Genomic DNA, 24071 nt, shown 5'->3' on the forward strand with positions numbered 1-24071 from the left:
TCTCTTCTGTCCTATCCGTTATCCTTCTCAGCCTCTCTGGACTGTGTTAAAGAATCTATTCAGCTTGTTTTTATTATTTCAGAAAAGAAACTCGCTGTCAATGGCTATTTCTTAAATCTTCAATGAGTTTTTTCATATCTTCAGGAAGGGGCGCTTCAAACTCAATGTATTCGCCCGTCCGCGGGTGGTCAAAACCTAATATTCCGGCATGAAGCGCCTGACCGTTAAAATCAACGGTTTTTCTCGGTCCGTATTTCGGATCGCCTGCCAAAGGAAACCCGATATATTTCATATGAACACGGATCTGATGCGTTCTTCCGGTCTCAAGACGGCACTCTACGAGCGTGAAATCTTGAAAACGCTCAAGCACGTGGAAATGCGTAACTGCGTTTTTGCTGCTTTCTCTTGTTACGGTCATGCTTTGACGGTCTTTTTTATCTCTCCCGATCGGAGCGTCAATCGTTCCGTCATCATGTGAAATCATCCCGTGGACAACCGCTGTGTACTTTCTGGTCACGGTTTTATTGACGAGCTGATTAACGAGTGATTCATGCGCCATATCGTTTTTAGCGACCATTAACAGACCGGAAGTATCTTTATCAATACGGTGGACGATTCCCGGGCGCATGACGCCGTTAATGCCGGAAAGGTCGTTGCAGTGAGCCATCAATCCGTTTACAAGCGTCCCTGTCACATGGCCGGGCGCCGGGTGTACAACCATGCCCCGCGGTTTGTTCACAACCAAGACGTCCTGATCCTCATAGTAAATGTCCAAATCCATCGGCTCCGCAAGCACGTCCAGTTCTTCCGGTTCAGGAATGGTGACGTTTACCTGATCGCCGGGCTGCATTTTGTAGTTCGCTTTTACGGATTTGCCATTAACGGATACCAGTCCCTCTTTTACCCATTGCTGCACTTGAGTGCGTGACCAGTTTTCTCCCGTTGAAGCCAAAAATTTATCAATCCGTTCGCTCTTTTGTTCAGGCTGAACGGTTATCTCAAATTGATTCATGTTATTGCTCCTTCTTTTTACCGCTGTCAAACAGCATATGAATAAATAAAAGTATTACACCGACGCACAGTGAGGAGTCCGCGATATTAAAAATCGGATAGTGATAATCCACGATGATGACATGAATAAAATCCACCACTTCCTGGCGCGCTGCCCGGTCAATAAAGTTTCCGGCCGCACCGCCCAGCATTAAGCCGAGAGAAATTCCGAGTAACATCTGCCCTTTTGCATAACGCTGTATGTAATAAACGATTCCGATAATCACGGCGATGGTAATGACGTAGAAAAACCACATTTGGCCGGCTAAAATCCCCCACGCCGCTCCCGTGTTGCGATGAGATGTGATATAAAGCACCTGATTGATGACAGGTATGCTTTGTCCCAATTCCATATGGCTGACGACAAGCCATTTGGTCAATTGGTCGGCAATAATAATAAAAAGAGCGATAAGATAATAAAGCACACACGTTCCTCCAGTATACAGTTACTTTTATCCTTTATGAATTTTATCAGTAAAAGATGCCAGAGTAAAGGCAGATCATAAGCGCATGCAAACAGACGCTGTCACTCATACAGCGCCTGATCATATGCATAATCTCCGGGTTCCCAATATGGAAGGGTTTTCTTTTCAAATTGAGCGGGATAATAAAAATCATCAGCGGTTCTGGCCGTCGGCAACACCGCAAGTTTTTCAATCGGAATGGGGGCGCCTGTTTTTTCACAATAACCGTACGTATTGTTTTCAAACTTAGACAGGGCAAGAAGAACGTCCTGAAGTTCTTCTTTTATATGATAGATCAGAGTTGCTTCTTGGTCGTTCATTGAAGGTTCAACAGATGCTGACATTTGAAAGCAAGAATATTCGAATAATCTTGATTGAAGTTCTTCTTTCATCATGAGAAGCTCCGTGTGGATTGCGGTCAGTTGATCATTCATTCATCACAACTCCTGCTCTTGATGTTATGGCTTTATTGTTGCCCCCAGAGCGCCATTTGAAGCCCATAAGATTTTTCCTGTCGTTCTAATCGATGACATTGCTGGCATGTAAAAAAGCGCCCGGCTGACACCGGGCGCTTTCCCATTTATTATTTTTGATAATATTTTTCAACGATTTCTGCATTGCGCAGTGATAATGTCGGATATTTCGGATTGGCTCCGACATCTTTAGAAATGACGCGGGAACGCTCACACATCTGGCCTTCCGCTTTTTCTACGGTCATTTTTCCTGTTGTGAAACTTTGCGCGTTTTCAGGCGCTTCACTTTCGTCTTTTACTGTCAGTTCTGAGACGATAAACAGCTGCGCGATGTTTTCTTTAATGGATGACAAGAGGTCGCGGTTTTCTTTGTTCGGATACAAAGTCAGGCTCGCTTCCAATGATCTTCCGATAATTTTTTCGTTACGGGCTGTTTCCAAAGCTTTCAGCACGTCGTTTCGAAGCTCCATGAAGCGGTCGAACTTTTCTTCTGTCGCTTGACTGTCCGGAACAGCAATGGTTTCCGGCATATCTGTCAGCTGCACGCTTGCTTCTTCAACAAATGATAAGTGAGACCACATTTCATCCGCCGTATGCGGGAGAATCGGCGCCGTCAGCTTCACTAACGCCAGCAGCGTTTCATAAAAGACGGTCTGCATGCTGCGGCGGTCCGGATGATCCGCATGCTCGATGTACACAACATCTTTTGCAAAATCAAGATAGAAGGAGCTGAGCTCGATCGTACAGAAATTGTGAATGCTGTGATAAACCACCGCAAATTCATATTCATCGTACGCTTTTTTCACCTTATCAATCAGCTTATTCAGCTTGATCAGCATATATTGATCCACTTCGCGGAGATCTTTTACATCAACGGCATTGACACTTGGATTGAAATCGAACAGGTTGCCGTGAAGGAAGCGGAACGTGTTGCGGACTTTCCGGTATACTTCCGCAACCTGCTTCAGAATGGCGTCAGACACGCGAACGTCCGCCTGATAATCCACTGACGATACCCATAATCTTAAGATGTCGGCACCAAGCTGTTTCATGACTTTAGCCGGAACAACAACGTTACCGATTGATTTACTCATCTTGCGTCCTTCTCCATCCAGTGCGAACCCATGGCTGAGCACACCTTTATACGGCGCTTTTCCTGTTACGGCTACTGCTGTAGAAAGAGAAGAGTTAAACCAGCCGCGATATTGGTCAGATCCCTCTAGGTATAAATCAGCCGGGCGAACGAGGTCATCACGTTCTTCAAGTACTGCTTGATGTGAAGAGCCTGAATCAAACCAAACATCCATGATATCCTGTTCTTTTGTAAATGTGCCGTTCGGGCTGCCAGGATGCGTAAAGCCTTCCGGAAGAAGATCCTTTGCTTCTTTTTCAAACCAAATGTTTGATCCGTGCTGTCTGAACAATTCAGAAACATGTTCAATGGTTTCATCTGTAATAATCGGTTCTCCGTTTTCAGCGTAAAATACCGGAATCGGCACACCCCACGCACGCTGTCTGGAAATACACCAGTCTCCGCGGTCCCGAACCATGTTGTGCAAACGCTGCTCACCCCATTCAGGAACCCATTTGGTTTCTTTAATGGCATCCAGCAGGTCTGATCTGAAATCTTTAATAGACGCAAACCATTGCGCTGTCGCTCTGAAAATGGTTGGTTTTTTTGTTCTCCAATCATGCGGATAAGAATGAGTAATGAATTCAAGCTTCACAAGTGCGCCTTTTTCATCGAGCTGCTGTGTGATCGCTTTGTTTGCATCATCATAGAACATGCCTTCAAACCCAGGAGCTTCGCTTGTCATTACACCTTTTTCATCGACCGGGCAAAGCACATCTAAACCGTATTTTTGGCCAATGATAAAGTCATCTTCCCCATGTCCTGGCGCTGTATGAACACAGCCTGTTCCGGCATCAGTTGTTACGTGTTCACCAAGCATAACGAGAGAGTCTCTGCCATATAGCGGGTGTTCAGCGGTAATGTTCTCAAGGTCTTTTCCTTTGACCGTTCTTGTCACTTCATACTGATCAAATCCGCATGCTGATGCAACACTTTCGACTAAGGCACTTGCTACGACAAAGCGGTCTTCACCTACTGCAATCACGCTGTACTCAAGATCAGGGTGCACTGAGATTCCGAGGTTCGCCGGAATTGTCCAAGGCGTTGTTGTCCAAATGATGATGCGCTCGCCGTTTTCAAGAACGCCTTTTCCGTCTTTTACACCAAAAGCGACGTAAATAGATGCTGAACGTTTGTCTTGATATTCGATCTCGGCTTCAGCCAGAGCAGACTCACTTGAAGGTGACCAGTTAACCGGTTTAAGGCCTTTGTAAATGTAGCCTCGTTTTGCCATTTCACCAAATACGCGGATTTGCTGCGCTTCGTATTCCGGTTTTAATGTCACGTATGGGTTTTCCCAGTCACCGCGGACACCAAGACGTTTGAATTGCTCACGCTGTCCCTCGATTTGCTTCCAAGCGTACTCTTCGCATAGTTTGCGGAATTCCGCTACTGACATTTCTTTGCGGTTGACCTTTTTGTTTTTCGTCAGCGCCGTTTCAATCGGCAGTCCGTGCGTATCCCAGCCCGGCACGTACGGTGCGTTGTAGCCGCTCATTGATTTATAGCGGACGATGAAGTCTTTCAGGATTTTGTTCAGGGCATGGCCCATGTGGATGTCTCCGTTTGCATAAGGAGGTCCGTCATGCAGCACGAATTTCGGGCGGTCTTTCGTCCGTTCTTGAACAAGACGGTAAATGTCCTGCTCCTCCCAGTCTTTTTGCATGTCCGGCTCACGATTCGGCAGATTTCCGCGCATCGGAAAATCTGTTTTCGGCATTAACAGCGTATCTTTGTAATCCATTTTCATTCCTCCACAACATTTTTCAGAAAATAAAAAAAGCCCTCTCATCCCATAAGGGACGAGAAAGCTTATCTCGCGGTACCACCCTTTTAGAAAAAACGGATCATCCGTCTTTTCCTCTCGAACATCGTAACGTGATGGAACGTCCTTTCCTACTCTCGGTTCAGAAAGGAAACTAAAGGGCTGATCCGCATGATTCCGGCCATCCCGGGCTTTCACCTTCCCCGGGTCGCTTTATAGCCTGTTTTGAGTCATGCCGGTCCCTTTCAATCGTCTTTTCATCTGAATTTATGAACGTATTATATTCGAACGGGCCAGAGAATGTCAAGAAAATCAGAAAATTATTCTTTTTCCTCAAAAACCGCGTCGACTTCATATTCCAGCAGATGATCCCAATCATCGTTCTTCAGCAGGTCGAGCTGCGCCTCAATCAGCATTTGGAAACGTGTTCTGAAGACTTTAGACTGTTTTTTCAGCTCTTCAATTTCCATTGCGATTTTTCTTGATTTGGAAAGCGACTCATTGATGATGCGATCAGCATTTTTTTCTGCTTCACGGACGATCAGCTTCGCTTCTTTCTGCGAGTTGCGCTTTACGTCTTCTGCGGCTTCCTGGGCTACGAGAATTGATTTATTCAGCGTTTCTTCGATATTGGCAAAGTGGCCGATTTTTTCGTCCAGCTCGTTCACTTTCGCCTCAAGCTCCGTTTTTTTACGGAGTGCGATTTCGTAATCTTTTCTGACCTGCATTAAAAATTCATTTACTTCATCTTCATCATATCCGCGAAAACCTTTTGTAAACGTTTTGTTATGGATATCATTCGGCGTTAATGGCATATTGCCACCTCCATTTTTACATTTCAGTACGGTTATCTAGTTCACATTATAAAACAAATACGGCACAGATGGAGAAAAAAACTGAAAAAACGACTCATTTTTGCCGTTCAAATGTAACTTTCCATTTGTCTTTTTTCGTTTTTCCGTCAACTTTTGCCAAACTGCATCGTCCGAAGCCGCGAATCGAGAGCATGTCCCCTTCAGCAACCTGATAAGACGGATCTTCAATGGCTTTCCAATTCACCTTAACGAGCCCGTTTTTCACAAGCGCCTGCGCTTTCTGACGGGATTGCCTGCTCATTGAAGCGCAGACGGCGTCGAGACGCAATGAAGAAACCGTGTCATCCCTTATTTCGACATCTGAAGCGGGAATGTGAAGAGCGGAAAGCTCGATTTTCTCAAGCTTTACCGGCGCTTTGCCCGCTTTGGTCAGCTGAGTGCTGACAAAATCGGCGATTTCACCGGAGACGATGAGCTGCACGGCTTCCTCTGAGAAAATCAGATCGCCGTATTTCTGCCGCTTTAAGCCGATCCCCATTAATGATCCGAGAAGAGAGCGGTGGTCAATGCTGACGAATTTTTCAGCGTATTGAACGTCAAAAGCCCGAAGCTCAAAATCATCCTGTTCAGGTTCCATATATTCAGGGTATAAAATCGCGCGTTTGCGCTCAGCTCTGTCATATCCTCCGAAAAACGCAAGACCGCAGGCGTCGCCGATAACGGCTTTTACAATCACCTGTTCTCTGGGATCTAAGAAATCAGTCAGCTTCATCAGATACTGGTCCAGGACAATCTGTTTCCATTCAAGCGCCTGATCAATAAAAGGCCGCTCGTCTTGTCTGAAGTGCTGGTAAATATCGCTCATGTTCTTTCCTTTCTATGTAAAGAGGCTTGGCTGGTGCCAAGCCCGTATCAAACTGTCGCATTCAAGTATACATTGCGATCATGCGGTATAGGCCCCAAAGTCCCGTCGTGGCAAACCGAAGCACGATAATCGCTACAATCGGGGATATATCCAGCATGGCAATGGGCGGAATGATCCTTCTGAACGGCTCTAAATACGGTTCGCAAATCGCTGCGAGAAACCGTCCGACCGCCGTTTCTCTCGTACTCGGCACCCATGACATAAAGATATAGATGATCAGGGCAAACGAGTAGATGTAAATTAAATAACTCAGAACGGAAAAAATTTGATAAAGAATCATCCTGCTTTACCACCTCTGATGTTCGTCTTCATTTATAAGCTCCGAAATCGTGCCGGAAACGTCGACATTATCAGGCGTGCACAGAAAAATATCTGAACCGATTCTCTGAATGTCGCCGCCGATGGCGTAGACGGTACCGCTTAAAAAGTCGACGATTCTTTTCGCCTGATCATGCTGGATGCGCTGCAGATTGACGACAACCGCCCGCCTGTTCTTTAAATGATCGGCGATTTCCTGCGCTTCCGCATATACACGCGGTTCACTCAACACCACTTTAGAGGATTTCTGAACACTTTGCAAGCTTACTACGTTCTGCTTGCCCTGCGGCTTCTGAGCGTAAGCAGGCTGTTTATCTTTCTGCTGTTCATGCTCTTCCGGATGATCCTGCTCCGTTTCAATGTATTCGTACTCGTACTCCTCCTCATCCATTGAGAAAAAGTTTTTCAGTTTATTTTTCATGCTCATTTGTTTACACCCCCCGGTTCATTTCCGACTAATGAAGAGCCGATTCTGATAAAAGTTGCGCCCTCTTCAACAGCGATTTCATAATCATTTGACATGCCCATTGACAGTTCCCGGCACGGTGCGTTTGTCAGATTCAGTTTTTGCACCTGATCCCTCAGATCACGCAATTGCCGGAAGCAGGCTCTGATCGTTTCTGTATCGTCTGTCAGGGGAGCCATCGTCATCAGGCCCTCTACAGAAATGTTTCTAAACTCAGAAAGCTCTCTGATAAAGGGGATGACCTCCTCTGTTTTCAAACCGTGCTTAGACGGCTCAAGCGAAGTATTCACCTGCACAAAACAGCGAACCGTATGCTGCGCCCGTTTTTCAATCTCTTTTGCCAATGACAGTCTGTCTAAGGAATGAATATAAGACACACGGTCAACGACGGCCTTCACCTTTCTGGACTGAAGACTGCCGATAAAGTGCCACTCCGGGCTGCCTTTGATGACTTCCTGCTTACGGATAAGCTCGGCATCCCGGTTTTCTCCCAGACTTGTAATACCGGCATCAACGGCCTCTTGAGCCCTTTCGGCTGATACGTATTTTGTAACCGCGATGACGGTAACATCTTCGGGGCTTCGGCCCGATCTGTTACATGCTTCGTTTATTCTTTCGTTTATATGTCGTAATTGATCAGCAACACGCAAGATCTTACGCCTCCTTCATTCCGATAAAGGACATCATGCGTCCCGTTTTCCCTTTGTCGCGGCGGTGTGAAAAGAATAGTTCACGCTCTCGTTCGGTGCATAAACCGCTGACTGAAATGTTTTCTTCCGGAATGCCGCAATGTATCAGAAGAAGACGGTTGACCTCTTTTAAATCAAGCTGATACTGGCCTTTTTCCGTTTCGCATATGGCGGATTCAGCCGTAAAAGGCAGCGCCCGCACTTCATTGATGACGCGGTCGTCGACTGTATAGCTTCCCGCGCTGATGGACGGACCGATGACAGCCTGAATATCTGTTAAACGGGAGCCTTCTTCGTTTACCCAGCGTTCCGTCATGATGCGTCCGATTTGTTTGACCGTCCCCTTCCATCCGGCATGGGCAGCGCCGATAATGGATTTCACCGGGTCATAAAAATACAAGGGCACACAGTCCGCAAAACAAAGGGCCAAAAAAAGATTCGCATCTTTCGTGTAGAGCCCGTCCGTCCCGCGGAATGCGGAAGAATAGTCTCTCGCTCCTTTTCCTTTATCCCCGGCTGTCACGCGCCGGACGCGGTTTTCATGTGTCTGGTCGGCGAACACCCAGGAATCCAGATCAGTACCGCATAAGGACGCTATGACTTCACGGTTTGTCACAACATCATGAGCTTCGTCCCGGACGTGCAATCCGGTATTTAATGACTCATACGGAGGATTGCTGACCCCGCCGTTTTTCGTCGTGAATCCGGCGATGACCTTTGTGTTAAGCTGATTCACACAGTTCCAGTCTTCTATCATGAGTGCCGAGGGGGTGGTAAGACTAAACGGGTGATATGTATTCATGGAGATCCAACCTTTCGACAAACATTAAAAAAGCGTAATTTCCCACTCATTTTAACACAATTTTAAGCATACGTTTAGCGGCTGATTGAAAAATGAGATAAATAAATGTGCCGGAAACATTGAGATTTCCGGCTTTTTACAAGTGAAGGGAGGATTACGCTCCCCCCTTTGGTTCATTTACACGCACTAAGATGACATCTTCCCCAATTTTAACTATATTTCGCCAAGGAATGATCATTTCCTCTTCTTTTCCGAAAAAACCGAGAACTTTTCCGCTTCCGCCTAAAATAATCGCCTGAATTTTTCCCGTTGTCACGTTAATATCAATATCACCGATGCTTCCGAGTTTTTTTCCGTTCGACACGTTTACCACATCTTTTATTTGAAATTCAGATATGCTGATCATCCGTATCACGCCCTTTGCCCGTTCTTTTTCCTATTATATGAACGGCCGGGCTGAACCTTGTCACATCGGGCAATCTTTTTTGCGGCTGCACCAGCCGAGGATAAATCTCAGTATGATTTTCGTATAGTCCATAAGCTCATCAACGGACACTTCCTCGTTTACGGAGTGGGCGTTTTTTAAATCGCCGGGGCCGTATATGACGCTCGGAATCCCGGCATGATAAAGCCACCCTCCGTCTGTTACGGTTTGGGAAACATCAATGACGGGCTCCTGTTTTTTGACGGCTGAGTGTGATGCAGCCAAGACAGAAACTGCCGGATGGTCCGGGTCGATTTTCAGCGCCGGGAACACCTCTCCTCTGTCTTCAATCATCGAAGATCCGCCCCATTTGAACACCGGCCTGTTTTCTTTGAGCCACAGATCACTGTCAGCGACACGATTAATATAGTCTTCGATTTCTGCGGCTGCTTGTTCGTGCGTTTCGTTCGGATAAAAGTGGACGGTGATCCATAACCGGCATTCATCGGCGACAAACGCTGCGTGTCTTCCGCCTTCAATGACGGCGGGGTTGATCGTATTGGTGCCGGTCGCAAAGCCGGGATAGCTTTTCGTTACCGCCCAGTGGCGCTCCAGCTCTCCCAAGGCAGCGATGATTTTCGCCATTTTTTCGATGGCGCTCGCTCCGAATGTGCCTCCGCCCGCATGAATCATATTGCGCCTCATGCCGTCATGAAATGTTTGTTTGCTTTTCAATTCTATCCAGCCGGTGATGACACCGCCCTGCCCTTGAATATGCAGGCTGCTCGTATCCGCGACAACCGCAAAATCCGCGTGGTAGCCGCGTTTGCAGCATTCCAGCGTCCCCGCCTCACCGACTTCTTCTCCGATTACAGACTGTACAATGAGGTCGCCCGGAAGCTTAATGCCGGCATCATGGATCAGCTTCAGAGAGAAAAGAACACACGCCAATCCCCCTTTCATATCAGCGGCGCCCCTTCCGATCAGCATGCCGTCTTTTACGAGCGGCTGAAACGGGTCAGAGTGCCAGTCTTCGCCCCCGGCTTCTGCCACATCAATGTGTCCGTTTAAAATCAGGCTTTGATGCCTGCTTGAATCTGTCCCTTCTAAAACACCGACTACATTCGGGTCTTCCGGATACACATCCCACATATCGACCGAGCAGCCCGTTTCTTTTAAAAAGCCGGCCACCCACTTTTGGGCTTCTGCCGTATTTCTTGCTGGCGGGGCCGGAGTGGGAAAGGCTATCAGTCTTTCAGCAATATGTATGAAGTCGTGCCGCCGTTTCTCCGCCTGGTGTAACAGCATATCAATCTGATGCATTGGAAATCTCCCCTTTGGCTGTATCAAAAAACCCGTTCATTCATGAAATGAAACGGGTAAAAAACGGATCTTCCTCCGCTTTTTTCACCGCTTCCCTCCGCCGGCATGATCCGGATCAGGTCCGTTAAGGGTTGAGACAACGTCTCTCTCAGCCGCGTGGCAGCACCCCCAGGGTGAATTTATGTTATTTTACGGATGATGCCTCATTTGCACGTGTTAAAAACGGGCGGCCATTGTTCCATAAGACATTGACAGGCATATCGAAAAACGCTGTAAGCCGCTCGTCAGAAAGCATGTCCCTGATTTTCCCGGAGGCGAACACCTCGCCCTGTTTTAAAAGCAGCGCCTGATCAAATACCGGCAGAATTTCTTCAGCGTGATGGGTGACATAAAGGATGGACGGCGCATTTTCTTTTTCGGCGATCGACGTAATCGTGTCCAGCAGCTGCTCCCTTGCCATAAAATCAAGACCCGTCACGGGTTCGTCCAAAATCAGCAGTTCCGGATCAGCCATAAGCGCCCGCGCAATCAGCGCTCTTTGTCTTTCCCCTTGTGATAATGTTTCATACCGTCTGTCGGCATAACCGATGGCGCCCAAATCCTTCAGAAGACCGATCGCTTTTTCCCTTACTTGCTCACTCGGAGTTTCGTACAGCCCGATTGAGGCGTACGCGCCGCTGAGGGCGATTTCAAAAGCGGAGTCCGCGGCATATAATTTGTGCTGAAGACCTGCCGAAACAAGGCCGATTTTCCTTCTGAGCCTGTCACCGAGCTCTGTTTTGCCGAATTGATGGCCGAGCACCTGCATCTCTCCTGAAGTGGGGAAGTAATAAGAGCATAACATATTCAGCAAAGCCGTTTTCCCGGCTCCGTTTAATCCGTACAGCACCCAATTTTCGTTTTTCTCGACGCGCCAGTTGATATCTTTCAAAATCCATTTCCCGTTTCTTTTTAATGACACACTGTCCAGCTGTAAAATCATTGCAGTTTCCCCCGTTTGCTTTATTTAAATTTTCTAAAAACTTTTACACATTAGAATACATCACTTCTTTGCAAACGTAAACCATCGCATGAAAAAAGCCTTTAAACAAGGTTTAAAGGCTTTTTCCGTTATTGATGGATATTCTTATTCATTTGTTTAATGGCTGCCTTTTCAAGCCTTGAGACCTGAGCTTGGGATATGCCGATTTCTTCAGCGACTTCCATTTGGGTTTTCCCTTGGAAAAAGCGCTTTCGCAAAATCATTTTTTCCCGTTCGTTCAGTCTTCTCATGCCTTCTTTCAGAGCCAGCTCCTCAATCCATTGTGTATCCTTGTTGCGCTCATCGCTGATCTGGTCCATCACGTAAATCGGATCGCCGCCGTCATTATAAATCGGCTCAAACAGTGAAACCGGATCCTGGATGGCGTCAAGGGCAAACACAATTTCTTCATGGGGCACTTCAAGAACTTTGGCGATTTCCTCTGCTGTCGGCTCCCTGCTTGTCTCACTGATTAACCGCTCTCTTACTTGAAGCGCTTTATATGCGATATCGCGAAGCGACCTCGAGACGCGGATCGGATTATTATCCCGCAAATATCTGCGGATTTCTCCGATGATCATCGGTACAGCGTATGTTGAAAACTTAACATTATGGCTTAGGTCAAAATTATCAATGGATTTCATTAGTCCGATGCAGCCGACCTGAAATAAGTCATCAACATACTCTCCTCTGTTGTTAAACCTCTGAATGACGCTTAAGACAAGGCGCAGATTGCCGTTTACAAGCTTTTCCCTCGCTGAATCATCGCCCTCATCCTGTAATTGCCTAAACAGCTTTCTCATCTCTTCATTCTTGAGCACCGGTAATTTGGAGGTATCCACCCCGCAAATTTCGACTTTATTTCTTGACACGTTTTTCCCTCCCACTAGGAGCTGCTGTACAACGTTAAGTATCTCCTCGGGTGGGAAAAATATGCACCGCCATTTTACAGAAATAAACATCCGGTTGCGGCAATCCTTGCAGCAGTAAGGGCTGTCAGATGGAAAAAATTTTACACCATTTTGTTAAACTCTTTTCTCAGTCTTTTGATAATCCGCTTTTCGAGCCGGGAGATATAAGATTGTGAAATCCCCATCATGTCGGCTACATCTTTTTGTGTTTTTTCTTCTTCTCCGACAAGCCCGAAACGCAGTTCCATAATCTGCTTTTCTCTTTCGTTTAATTGCTCAAGCGCTTTTTTCAGAAGTTTTTTATCCACATTGGCTTCAATGTCTTTTGTAATAATATCATCATCTGTGCCGAGCACATCCGAAAGCAGCAGTTCGTTTCCGTCCCAATCAATGTTCAGCGGTTCATCAAAGGATACCTCTGAACGGATTTTGTTGTTACGGCGCAAGTACATTAAAATTTCGTTTTCGATACATCGCGATGCATAGGTGGCGAGTTTGATTTTCTTTTCCGGATTAAAAGTGTTTACCGCTTTGATCAAACCGATGGTGCCGATGCTGATTAAGTCCTCAATATTGATGCCGGTGTTTTCGAATTTGCGGGCAATGTAAACGACAAGACGTAAGTTTCTCTCAATCAGGATGGCCCGCGCCGCCTGATCCCCGCTCGGCAGCTTTAATAAGAGCACCTGCTCCTCTTCTTTAGACAAAGGCGGCGGCAGCGCCTCGCTTCCTCCTATGTAATATACTTCATCGCTTTTCAGTCCGAGTTTCATCAGCCATTTATACCACAAATATGTCAGACGCAGCTTAAGTTTTTTCATCTTCCTCCCCCTTCTAAATACAATGCATTTTGAGTATGATGAATAACAGACTTTTCGTCAGGAAACATGTTTTACAGCCTTCCCTGTCAGCATCTTCGGATGAACGATTCCGTCAAATTCACCGTCCGCGGATAATGGTTTCGTGCTGATGCCGATCAGGCATTTTTCACAAGCGATCATTTCGTCTTTTGTTAAAATCGTGACGTAATCCGGCTTTAAACAGAGTAAAAATTGATTGTCCTGGCCGACGCCCCTGTACGGAATCAGCCTCAGCTTATCCGCATGGCGGAACGAATCATCAAGCTGCTCTATCACTTCAAGCGGACTGGCGGATTTGATGAGGTCCGTTTCCTTTTCGCTGAGAATCGGAGCGAATTTGTCAATGCAAAGGATCATGACCGGCGTTTTTGTCAGCGGATCATACAGCTGATTCCCGGAATCCACCAATCCTTTCGCGCGGATTGTCTGTCCGCTGAATTCCGCCTGCACCATGACAAGTTCATCGTACTGAATGGACTTCGTCTCGATGTCTTCAATTCTCTTTTTCGAAAAAAACCATATGGCCGGAAATCCGATAACTACAAACATCCAGCTGATCGGGTCGCCGAATCCGGTCTGGCTTGTGACCATTACGCCTTGCTGCACAATTGATTCTGTCTGCAGCAGGGAATGTACGCCGATCATTCCCCCGCCGACGAGAAAAGTCGCGAAATAAAAGGCGAACAAATTTTGAAAAAAGTATCGGAACCGTTTAAAGCCAAAAGCCGTAAGCACGATGACTACTGAAAACGCCATTTTTCCCGCCGGATGCTCCACAAAGGGAGAAACAGGCGTAAACATCAGAAGCACAATGGCTGACCCGATGAAACCGCCGGCGGCCACTCTTCTTTTTTTCACCTGGCGTTTTAAAATAAAGGCGGTCAATAAAAGCAAAAGAGAATCAAAACAAAAGTTCAACAGCCAAATGACATCCAGATAGATTTTCACATCTGACCCCTTTCCTCTTTTGTCTTACTTATCTGTTTCTCTCTCTTGTTTCATAAGTATAAAGCAAGCTCTGTGGGAAAGTCTGTCAATTAATGTTGAGGGTAAAGTACAATTTTTAAGGGATAACCGTTTTATTTGTCGAGGGCCGAAAGGGTTGATTTCCTATTGTCCCCTTAAACTAAAAAAGCGCTGCCGTGATTTGGCAGCGCTCTGTTTTTACTCATTGATATAAAGTTTTCCTTTAGCCGTCTGTCTCGTTTCATTTCCGTAGTCATCTCTTGCGATAACGTCAATTTTTGCTCCGCTTGCTTTGATGGAAGAAGTCGCCGTCCAGTAACCCTCATATCGTCCCGGAGAAATTTCTCTCAGCGGAAGCTCTGTTGCGTTTTGGCTCCCTGCCCGGGCGTTTGTCAGAGGCAGACGGATCACGAAGGAAGCGTCTAATTTCTTTCCGCTTGAAAAAGCGATTTTCACTGATTCTCCGGCTTTTAATTCCTTATCCGCTCCGGGAACCAATCCGGAAATGACGGGAGCATTGTAATTGACATCGATTACCGTCTTTTTCGTTGTTTTGTTACCCGCTTCATCTGAGGCCGTGACCTTGATCTCATTGCTGCCGTTTTCCAGAAGGGTTCTCGCTTGATAAGAACCGTTATTTACTTCAGCTTTTTTTCCGTTCACCTTTACCCATTTTAAATGGGCGTCGTGCACTTTTCCTTTTACAGTCACTGCTTCTTTATTTGTTTTATCACCGTTTGCCGGACTGTCAATCGTCACATCCGGCTTATCCTCATCTAGTATGACCGTGACAGGGCGTGACTCATCGGTTGACCCGCTGTCTGTCACAGATGCCGCCGTCAGCCGATTGGCATCTTTAGTGAGTGTGACATCGGCCTGGAAATTGCCGTCTGCATCTGCTTTCGTTTCAGCGGCGGTTTTACCGTTATTGGTAAGACGGACAGCGGTTTTTGGTGAAGCCGTTCCTTTCACCGTGATTGACTTTTTGTTTGTAAATGATCGGTCTTCAGGCGACGTTATGTCAGGCACAGAAGCTTCGTAGTCGACCAAAGCTCTGATCATATAGTTTCCGTCTGATTTATCGGCTTTTGACCAGCGGCCGTCGAGGTATTGCCAGTTTCTGTTCGAGTACGGACTGCCGTCATCAGATGACAGGGCAGGTGTATAAGGATCGGGTTTCGTCTGGCGGAACACAAGATAAAAATCCTTTCCTACCGCGATTCCTTTTGAGCTGAGATCCACTTTGGTCCATTCGCCGTTTCGAAGCGCTTCAGCTTGGAACGGGCCGGCAATTTTGCTGCCCGGAGCTCCATCAGGGCCGGATGCATCATATACTTCTGCTTGAAATTCGGTACCTCCCGGATCAGGCCAGTCGGCGCCCCAAAATTTAAAAAGGCCTCCCGTCAGCATACCGTGTTCTTTTCCGTCTTTAAGCGTCATCTTAACGGCAGATTTGCTGCCGGCTTTAAAATATGACAGCGCGGCTTCTTCCGTCCCGTTATCATAGGCAATTTCCCCTTCATAACCGATATACGGCTTAAGCTTGACGTTTTTTTCAGCATCCCCTTTGATGTCAACAGAAAATTCGCTATTGTAAAAGCCTTTTGCCGCTACTTTGATTGTGTAGGAGCCTTCGTACGCCTTAAGCGAATATTCCCCTTTATCGTTTGTCACCGCCGGTTCAATTGCGGCATCCTCAGCCACATAAAGCGCAGCCCCTTTTACCGGTTTACCTGTTGACTGATTGGTGATGGTTCCTTTTAGCGTGCCGGACGGCATTTGCTCCAGTGTAAAGTCTGCCTGTGCGGTTTTGTCTGATTGAATAGAAACTTGTTTCGAAGCGGACTTAAATCCGTAAGCCTCGGCTTTCAGCGTATAGCTTCCCGCCTTATGTGACAGGCTGTAGCTTCCGCTTGCAGGGTCGGAATATACGGATTTCCCCGTCTCGGAGACACTGATTTGCGCTCTGAGCGGCAGGAGGTTTGTTTCACGTTTCACTCTTTTTCCGGGTGATTTCACTGCCGGTTTGGCCTGTTTCGGACTGACGGCTTTTTTCTTCAGGTGGCCGGGAGGTGTTTGTCTTTTGTGTTTATTTTTTTTGGCCGCCTTGCCGAGAGGGCTGCTTGAAAGCCGGACATCATCGATATACCATCCGTCTTCATTCAGTACTTCGTCTGACTGCATATTAAACATGAGCTTTATGTTTTGGCCTTTATACGCAGATAAATCAGCCTCTTCATCGTTCCATCCTGCGGAGTCACCATTGTAAACGGCCGCCTGCTCCCAATTTGATTTTCCTTCCGGCAGAACGAACACATACCCGTAATCAAAAAATTCTTCGAGCTTGTGCCAGCTTTTAAATTGCAAAAACAGCCTTCCTGTTTCCGGAACTTGAATCGGAGGCATTACCAAATTCATGTTGGCTGAATCGGCATAAGGGCCGGACAGATTCGTCGCATACACTTTATCTCCGGAAAATGCGGTGCCGGGCCCTGAACCCGGGGTACCCCATTCCCATTGGTCATGTGTCCCGTAACTGGACCAGCCCGCCGGCTGTGATTCAAAATCCTCTTTGTATCCCGCCGTAACGCTCGGTTTCACGTCAGCCCGGTACGTATCAGATTCTACAGAATGACCTCCGAAATCTTTTATGGTCCATTTATAACTTATCTTGCTTCCCGTTACATCCGGAATTTCCGCCTGGTATGTTCCCTTTTTTTCATCACCGCTTTTTTGAACGGCGGCTGTCGTTTTCCACTCTCCTTCATCAAACTGATAGGAAAGGATGACTTCAGTTACGCTTACATCGTCTTCTGCTGTAACCGTTAACGGAAGGTTTGCCCCTTTGTAAGCCACTGAGACCGGTTCATGGTGAAAGCTGGGCGGATTGTGATCTTCGCCCGCAGAAGAGACCTTGCCTTCTACGCTTCCGATTCCGTCCGTTACGGCAGAAACGGCATCAAAAGCGTTAACGAGACCGTGGCCGTAACCGTTATTCGGTGATTCCGGAAAAACGGAATCTGTCAGCTTTTCCGCGGTGCGCGTCAAAACGTCTTCCATTTCATCGACCGTAATAGAGGCGTTTGCCTGCCTTAACAAAGCCGCCGTCGCCGCCACATGCGGCCCGGCCATTGAAGTTCCGTCCCAGCCGCCTTCGTATGTTCCTCCAGGAATCGAAGAACGGATATTCACTCCCGGAGCCGAAATGTCCGGTTTTGTTTCATGATACGGTGAGGGGCCTTGAAGTGAGAAATCAGCGAGTTTCTTGTCGATGTCAGTCGCACCTGTCGCAAATGCTTCAGGATAATTGGCCGGATTTGCGATTGAACCCGGTCCTCCCGGTGTAAATAAGTCTTCATTTCCCGCAGAGAATTCCGGAAAAATCCCTGCCGCTCTCCACGCATTCACCATATCGCGGTACCACTCGTCCATTCCCGAACCGCCTGCCCAGGAATTATTAACAACATCCGGCGCCATCTCGGGATGCGGCGTGCCGTTTTTATCTTTAGGCGCGAGCACCCATTCACCGGCATCCAAAATATCGGCATCGGTTCCTCCGTCATCTGAAAATGCTTTTACTGCGATCCATTTCGCCCCCGGAGCCACACCGATTTGATTTGAGCCGTCAGGTTCTGAACCCGTCATGGTCCCTGTTACATGAGTGCCGTGTTCAAGATCATCGTAGGGAGCGTCTTTATGGGACACGGCATCATACCAGTTCATCTCATGATTCGGCGTTGCGGGATTTTCAGGATCGTAACCCCGGTATTTTTCCTTAAGCGCCGGATGATCCCACTGAACTCCCGTATCAATGGAGGCGACAACCGTGCCGGTTCCGTCGTATCCTGAGGCCCAGGCCTGCGGCGCATCAATTTGGCTGATATTCCATTCGATGCCTTCCTTTGCTTTGATCTCTTTTTGTTTTTTCTTCATTTGAAAAGGAGCTATTGATTGTCGTTGAGTAAGCTGACGTTTTTCATTCGGAAGAACTTTTTCTACTTCAGGAAATGAGGCGGCTTTTTCCATTACCTCTTTCGAAGCAGTGACTGCCATTCCGTTGACAATATAATAGGAATGGATGTGATCAGCCTTGCCTTTCTTTTTTTGTTTTTCCAAATATGTTTTCAGATTCTGCTGCGCATCATGAGCCGCCAGTTTTAAAGAAGAAACGACGGCTGACCGCTTTTGATATTCGATTTTTGCTGCGGAAAGCGATTGAGACTTGGCGTTTTTTTCTGCTTCTTTGACCGCTTTTTTCGTATTGGCTTTCTCTTTAAATTTGATAAGAAACGTGACTTTATCATTTTTTTCAAAACGCTTCTTGACTGAATCGGAAATCTTATGCTGAATGCTCTTAGAGGAAGAAAGATCTTTGGTGAAAGAAACTGCCCCCGGTGTGCTGTTCGCTCCGGCTGCACCCGGAAACAACAGGGAACTGACGACAATCGCGCTTAAAACGGAGCCTGTCCATCTGTTTCTCGTTTTTTTCTTCAATCGTATCCCCCCTTATTTGGTAACGCCCTATAAAATGTGTATCCCTCCTTCACAATTGGAATCGTTTGTCATTTCGATGCTGTACGTTAAATGTAGACAATCTTCCATCCAGATATTGTCACATTCTGTAGAAAGCCGTATGAAACTAAAAAACAATCAATTCGTCATAGGTATAAAGTTTCTTTTTTCACTGTATAGATCATGGGGATAGGAAGGAAGACTGGCACAAAAAAGAAAAAGGACAAAACCATGTGGTCTTGTCCTTTTTTACATCAGCCGCGTTTGTTGCGGTTTCTTAAAAATGTAGGAATGTCGAGGGCATCATCCGCCGGCTGTGATGTATGGCGGTTCGCCGTGTTTTGATGCTGTGTTTCTTCTCGTTTCGGCTCACGTTTCGCAGCGTTTTGGCTTTGAGACTTCAATCCTTGGTTTAAAGTCGGGCGCTGCGGTTTTGAGTCATCTTTTTCCTGTTCGATAAAACCGGTCGCAATAACGGTGACGACGATTTCATCTTTCAGATTTTCATTGATAACTGAACCGAAAATCATGTTGACATCAGGGTCAGATGCAGAAGCGACGATGTCGGCTGCTTCCTGCACTTCGTAGAGGCTCAGGTTTGTACCTCCCGTAATGTTCATCAAAACACCTTGCGCTCCGTCGATTGCCGCTTCCAGTAACGGACTGGAGATCGCCTTTTTGGCGGCTTCAGCAGCACGGCTTTCGCCCGTAGCGATCCCGATACCCATCAATGCTGAACCTTTGTTGGACATAATGGTTTTGACATCGGCAAAGTCCAAGTTGATTAAACCAGGCGTTGCGATGAGGTCAGAGATACCTTGCACCCCTTGGCGAAGCACGTTATCAGCTTCACGGAATGCTTCAAGCATCGGTGTGTTTTTATCGACAATTTCAAGAATGCGGTCATTCGGAATAACGATCAGTGTGTCAACGGCTTCTTTCATTGCCGTGATACCGCCTGCAGCCTGCAGCTGGCGTTTTCTTCCTTCAAATGTAAACGGTCTTGTTACGACACCGACAGTCAAAGCGCCTAAGTCCTTTGCGATTTGCGCGATAACCGGTGCGGCTCCCGTTCCGGTACCGCCTCCCATTCCGGCTGTAACGAACACCATGTCAGCGCCTTTTAGCGCTTCTTCGATTTGTTCCTTACTTTCTTCAGCGGCTTTTTTGCCGACTTCCGGATTCGCTCCCGCTCCGAGACCGCGGGTCAGCTTTTCCCCGATCTGCATTTTCACTTCCGCTTTTGACAGGTTAAGAGCTTGCGCGTCCGTGTTTACCGCAATGTACTCTACACCCTGTACTTCATTTTCAATCATTCGGTTGACCGCGTTATTACCGCCGCCTCCTACTCCGATTACTTTAATTGATGCTAAGCCGTCTATGTTTGTTTCGAAATCCAACATGCTAAATCCTCCTAATCTGCCGAATGACTATCAATCTATTCCCAAAACATGCTTAATAGTTTTTTCATTTTGCTCGGTTTGTTGTGTTCGGCTTGTGTTTTTTGTTTTGCTTTTGGACGCTGCTGCGCCTCTGGCCGCTGATGATGTTCTTCTTCGTGAGAGACCGCGATTTCCTGCACGGCTTCTTCCGGCATATGAAAGCCTATTTTTCTTCCCTGAATTCTGGCATTTCGGCAGGCAAATTGTATCAAGCCGACACCCGTCATATACTGAGGGTCTCTTACACCGATATAATTCGGGCTTGCGACCCTTACATTGTGCCTCAGCACTTCCTGTGCCAATGAAAGCACTCCGGGCATTGCGGCCTGTCCGCCGGTCAGCACAAAGCCGCCGGGCAGATCTGTAATTCCCATATGCTCAATTTCGGCTGCGGCAATCTCAAGAATCTCTTCCACTCTTGCTTCAATAATATTGGCAATTTCCTGCTGTGTAAAAGATTGCTTTTGATTCGTTCCTATGACGGTGACTTCAAATACTTCATCTTCTGAAGCCTCATCATAGAATGCATGTCCGAATTGTTTTTTTACTCTTTCAGCCTCTTCGGTGGAAGTGCGCAATCCGATCGATACATCTTTCGTGATGTTTTCGCCTCCGAGCGGAATGACGGCTGTCTCCTTCAGGTGCCCCTGTTCAAATACCGCCACCGTCGTCGAGCCGCCTCCGATATCAATCATGGCGACTCCGAGGTTTTTTTCGTCTTTTGACAAAGCCGCCGAACCGGCCGCAAGCGGCTGCAGGCAGATATCAGTAATTTCAACGCCCGCTCTCTCCACACAGCGAAGTAAATTATGTAAGATCGTTTTGGAGCCGGTAATCAGCGTGCCTTCTACTTCCAGGCGCACGCCGAGCATTTTTTTCGGATCGGTAATTTCGTCTCTTCCGTCAACGATAAACTGTTTAGGAACGACGTCAACGATCAGCTGCTCATGCGGAACTGACACGACCTGTGCCGCTTCCATTACCCTGCGGACGTCTTCAACGTGAATTTCTTTGTTTTCACTGGAAACAGCGACAACGCCGTTCGTATCTTGAATATGAATATAATTTCCATTAACGCCGACAATGGCTTTTTTCAGCGGAAAACCTACCATTCTTTCAGCTTGGTCAAACGCTTTTCTTATAGAATGAACGGTTTCATCTATATCAACGATTGAGCCTTTTTTCAACCCTTCAGACGGTACATTTCCCACTCCGATAATGTTAAGGGAATCATCTGTCATTTCTCCGACGATCACTTTTGTATTGGACGTACCGATGTCAAGACTGACGTAAAGTTCATTGTTGTTCATTCTATGGCACCTCCTCACATTTCGATCAAATTCTATTCTATTATTTGCGGAACAACAATACAATGAATGTGGCTTTACAAGTGTGTAACAAAAACAACAGCATCAACAAATTCTTATCTGATTTCTCACAATTTATGTTTAATGAAACTATTCGTTATATTCTATGTATATCCTCTTTTATATCGCATTTTTTTTATTTTTTTTAGAGACGGCCCACCTTACCGTAAGATTTCCTGTCACGGTGCCATAATGTGCAAACCAGATGCAAATATACCCGCTTTCCATTAGTCTACACTAAGATGAACCTCCAGAAAAGCTATAGATATTGCCAGAAACATCCGAAAAAAGAAGAAACAGGAGGAAAATTCCAAATGCAATGCTCATTGCAGAAGACACGCCCATTGCATTGAGAATTTTCCGCTTGTCCGGCAGCCATATCCCGGGCAAAAACAAACATAGTCATAATGATTCCGCTATCGGTTATATCGGCTGCCCCGCTGATTGTAATAGATTCTTTTGAATCACCTTTAAATTAGTTCTTTAGAACTATTAATCATTTTCTTTTTTCTTGCCGGATTTACCTTTGTTAAATTCTTCAAAATACGTAGCGACTTCTAAGTGGATAATCCCCTTTTTCCCGCCGTCCAGCTGGGAAACGATAGAAGGATAGGTCTTCATCCGGCCGGCAAACGTTTTAATAGAAGCGGTAACTACATACCCGTCGTTCATATACAGCTTGATCCGGTCCTGATCCATTTTTACCGGTGTATAATAGATTTCAGAAATCGACTGCTTTAGCGAACCGGAAAGCTTATCAAGCTGCTCCGCCATTTTGACCCGCTTTTTCGCGTTTGTCCAGTCAACCAAAATCGGGCCCGCGTCATCCGGTGTGACTTCGTTCGGCAGCACAGTGCCGTTTTCGAGCACTTCATAATACACATCATGTCGCTGCAGATACGCGATCGTCTTGTATTCTTCAATGTGAATGCTGACTTTGTTAGGAAATACTTTTGCAAGTTCCGCCTTTTTCACCAGCTTATTCTGCTCAATCTTTTCTTCTGTTTGTTTCTTGTTCAGACTCCAGAACTCGGTTTGTCCGTTATGTATATCAGAAAGCGCGTTGATCTCTTTTACAGACACGTTTTCGTTTCCGGAAACGGTGACAGAAGACACTTTGCTGATCGGCATCTGCAAGTACACGATGATCAGCACCATCATAAAAAAGAGCACAATGAATGAAATCAGCCGGCGGTTTGCTTTTTGTTTCCGCTGCTCTTTGATTTTCGGAATCCGCTCTTCAATATTTACGATTTTTTCTCTTTCATGATTTGGGTTCACTGCCTGTCCACCTCACTAAGAATGAAACAGCTTGACATTCGTCTGATTGAAAAACAAACGGCATGCTGTGATGCCGTTTGACATTTGTTAAAAGTATATCACATGAGCTCATGTAATCAGAGAACCTTTTAACGATTCCCTCCGATGATTTCAACTTCTGTATGCATGTCAACATCATACTGCTCACGGATTGTCTTTTTCACATACTCAATCAGGTCTAGAACGTCCTTGGCAGTCGCTCCGCCGGCATTGACGATAAAATTCCCGTGCATTTCGGATACTTTCGCTCCGCCGATCTGATGTCCTTTTAATCCCGCTTTTTCAACGAGGTTTCCGGCATGATTCGGCAGCGGATTTCTGAATATGCTTCCGGCGCAGGGGCTTGAATACGGCTGAGTATTTTTTCTGTAATCTTTGTTCTGCTGCATTTGCGCCGTAATGGCTTCCCGTTCCTTCTGCTCAAGCTGAAGAACTGCCTCGAGACAGACACCGGGGCGTTTTTTCTGCAAAACAGACGTTCTGTAGCTGAAATCCATCTCTTCGTTTGTCAGCCACTCGATTGTGCCGTCTTCAAATAAGATACGGGCTTTCACAAGAATCTCACTCATATCAGATCCGTGCGCCCCGGCATTCATATAGACGGCTCCGCCGATTGATCCGGGAATGCCCGCTGCAAATTCGAGACCGGACATTCCTTTTTTACTCATGGAAGTCGCAAGCCGGACGACCGAATAGCCGCCTCCGACCGTCACTTGATCACCGTCAATCTCCAAATGATCCAGACCCGCGCCCAGTTTGATGACAACTCCTCTTATGCCTTCATCAAGCACGAGCAGATTTGAACCGCGGCCGATAACCGTCCATGGCAGATCATGTTTCTTCACAATATCCATAATATCTTTGACCGCTTCCACACGGTTGGGGATGATCAAAATGTCCGCCGGACCGCCGATTTTCATCGTTGTATGGTTCGCGAGCGGTTCTTGTTCCAGCACTTTGCCGACTTCGCGGTCTCTTAATTCCTGAATTACGTTCTCCATCATAAACCTCCGCATTCCATTTGCT

At 46.6% G+C, this 24071-nt stretch carries 21 protein-coding genes, 1 riboswitch and 1 other annotated feature; all 21 genes read right to left on the reverse strand.

The window, feature by feature from the left end; all coding sequences use genetic code 11:
* Positions 1-97 precede the first annotated feature (97 nt).
* The 21 genes from K3G25_RS10100 to murB all read right to left on the reverse strand — a co-directional run bounded on the left by K3G25_RS10100 (position 98) and on the right by murB (position 24046).
* Entirely contained in the window at positions 98-1012 is a 915-nt protein-coding gene (locus tag K3G25_RS10100; protein WP_021493711.1) for an RluA family pseudouridine synthase, read from the reverse strand.
* A 1-nt stretch (position 1013) separates the two neighbouring features.
* A complete protein-coding gene (lspA, locus tag K3G25_RS10105; protein ID WP_014417726.1) occupies positions 1014-1475 on the reverse strand; it encodes a signal peptidase II in 462 nt (153 codons plus the stop codon).
* 101 nt (positions 1476-1576) lie between these two features.
* Positions 1577-1948 (reverse strand): TraR/DksA family transcriptional regulator, encoded by a 372-nt coding sequence (locus tag K3G25_RS10110; RefSeq protein ID WP_003154399.1) that lies wholly within the window; start codon positions 1946-1948, stop codon positions 1577-1579.
* Positions 1949-2097: 149 nt separating this feature from the next.
* Positions 2098-4863: an isoleucine--tRNA ligase gene (ileS, locus tag K3G25_RS10115; RefSeq protein WP_095060020.1), complete on the reverse strand. Its 2766-nt coding sequence runs from the start codon at positions 4861-4863 to the stop codon at positions 2098-2100.
* 51 nt (positions 4864-4914) lie between these two features.
* Positions 4915-5143: a binding site (T-box leader), on the reverse strand.
* 61 nt (positions 5144-5204) lie between these two features.
* Complete coding sequence (divIVA, locus tag K3G25_RS10120) at positions 5205-5699, reverse strand: septum site-determining protein DivIVA (protein WP_003154406.1); 495 nt, start codon at positions 5697-5699, stop codon at positions 5205-5207.
* A 94-nt stretch (positions 5700-5793) separates the two neighbouring features.
* Positions 5794-6564, reverse strand: a complete 771-nt coding sequence (locus tag K3G25_RS10125) for a YlmH family RNA-binding protein (RefSeq protein ID WP_163093979.1) — start codon at positions 6562-6564, stop codon at positions 5794-5796.
* A 61-nt stretch (positions 6565-6625) separates the two neighbouring features.
* On the reverse strand, positions 6626-6904 hold the full coding sequence (locus K3G25_RS10130; RefSeq protein ID WP_003154408.1) for a YggT family protein: 279 nt from the start codon (positions 6902-6904) through the stop codon (positions 6626-6628).
* A 6-nt stretch (positions 6905-6910) separates the two neighbouring features.
* Entirely contained in the window at positions 6911-7369 is a 459-nt protein-coding gene (sepF, locus tag K3G25_RS10135; protein WP_007409719.1) for a cell division protein SepF, read from the reverse strand.
* Positions 7366-8058, reverse strand: a complete 693-nt coding sequence (locus K3G25_RS10140; RefSeq protein ID WP_022553373.1) for a YggS family pyridoxal phosphate-dependent enzyme — start codon at positions 8056-8058, stop codon at positions 7366-7368. The genes sepF and K3G25_RS10140 overlap by 4 nt, the downstream gene beginning before the upstream one ends.
* A gap of 4 nt (positions 8059-8062) precedes the next feature.
* A complete protein-coding gene (pgeF, locus tag K3G25_RS10145) occupies positions 8063-8899 on the reverse strand; it encodes a peptidoglycan editing factor PgeF (protein WP_014304972.1) in 837 nt (278 codons plus the stop codon).
* Between the two features lie 154 nt (positions 8900-9053).
* A complete protein-coding gene (locus K3G25_RS10150) occupies positions 9054-9305 on the reverse strand; it encodes a YlmC/YmxH family sporulation protein (RefSeq protein WP_003154415.1) in 252 nt (83 codons plus the stop codon).
* Between the two features lie 60 nt (positions 9306-9365).
* Positions 9366-10646 carry an acetylornithine deacetylase gene (locus K3G25_RS10155; RefSeq protein ID WP_232489717.1) on the reverse strand — a complete coding sequence of 427 codons (1281 nt, stop codon included), beginning with the start codon at positions 10644-10646 and terminating at the stop codon, positions 9366-9368.
* A 75-nt stretch (positions 10647-10721) separates the two neighbouring features.
* Positions 10722-10826: riboswitch (TPP riboswitch) on the reverse strand.
* Positions 10827-10830: 4 nt separating this feature from the next.
* A complete protein-coding gene (locus K3G25_RS10160; RefSeq protein ID WP_022553375.1) occupies positions 10831-11628 on the reverse strand; it encodes an ABC transporter ATP-binding protein in 798 nt (265 codons plus the stop codon).
* A 128-nt stretch (positions 11629-11756) separates the two neighbouring features.
* The gene (gene sigG, locus K3G25_RS10165) at positions 11757-12539 is read right to left on the reverse strand and encodes an RNA polymerase sporulation sigma factor SigG (protein ID WP_003154420.1); all 783 of its coding nucleotides are present in this window, start codon (positions 12537-12539) and stop codon (positions 11757-11759) included.
* A 140-nt stretch (positions 12540-12679) separates the two neighbouring features.
* Positions 12680-13399 (reverse strand): RNA polymerase sporulation sigma factor SigE, encoded by a 720-nt coding sequence (gene sigE, locus K3G25_RS10170; protein ID WP_007409714.1) that lies wholly within the window; start codon positions 13397-13399, stop codon positions 12680-12682.
* 57 nt (positions 13400-13456) lie between these two features.
* Positions 13457-14386: a sigma-E processing peptidase SpoIIGA gene (spoIIGA, locus tag K3G25_RS10175; protein ID WP_014417723.1), complete on the reverse strand. Its 930-nt coding sequence runs from the start codon at positions 14384-14386 to the stop codon at positions 13457-13459.
* A 216-nt stretch (positions 14387-14602) separates the two neighbouring features.
* Positions 14603-18898 (reverse strand): S8 family peptidase, encoded by a 4296-nt coding sequence (locus K3G25_RS10180; protein WP_232489718.1) that lies wholly within the window; start codon positions 18896-18898, stop codon positions 14603-14605.
* Positions 18899-19170: 272 nt separating this feature from the next.
* Entirely contained in the window at positions 19171-20319 is a 1149-nt protein-coding gene (gene ftsZ, locus K3G25_RS10185) for a cell division protein FtsZ (RefSeq protein WP_014417721.1), read from the reverse strand.
* Positions 20320-20354: 35 nt separating this feature from the next.
* On the reverse strand, positions 20355-21668 hold the full coding sequence (gene ftsA / locus K3G25_RS10190) for a cell division protein FtsA (protein WP_003154425.1): 1314 nt from the start codon (positions 21666-21668) through the stop codon (positions 20355-20357).
* Positions 21669-22217: 549 nt separating this feature from the next.
* Positions 22218-23006, reverse strand: coding sequence for a cell division protein FtsQ/DivIB (locus K3G25_RS10195; RefSeq protein ID WP_232489719.1), 789 nt, complete (start codon positions 23004-23006; stop codon positions 22218-22220).
* A gap of 128 nt (positions 23007-23134) precedes the next feature.
* The gene (gene murB / locus K3G25_RS10200) at positions 23135-24046 is read right to left on the reverse strand and encodes a UDP-N-acetylmuramate dehydrogenase (protein WP_015388267.1); all 912 of its coding nucleotides are present in this window, start codon (positions 24044-24046) and stop codon (positions 23135-23137) included.
* Positions 24047-24071: the final 25 nt, after the last annotated feature.

This window comes from Bacillus sp. FCW2 (assembly GCF_021228595.1).
GTDB lineage: Bacteria > Bacillota > Bacilli > Bacillales > Bacillaceae > Bacillus > Bacillus velezensis.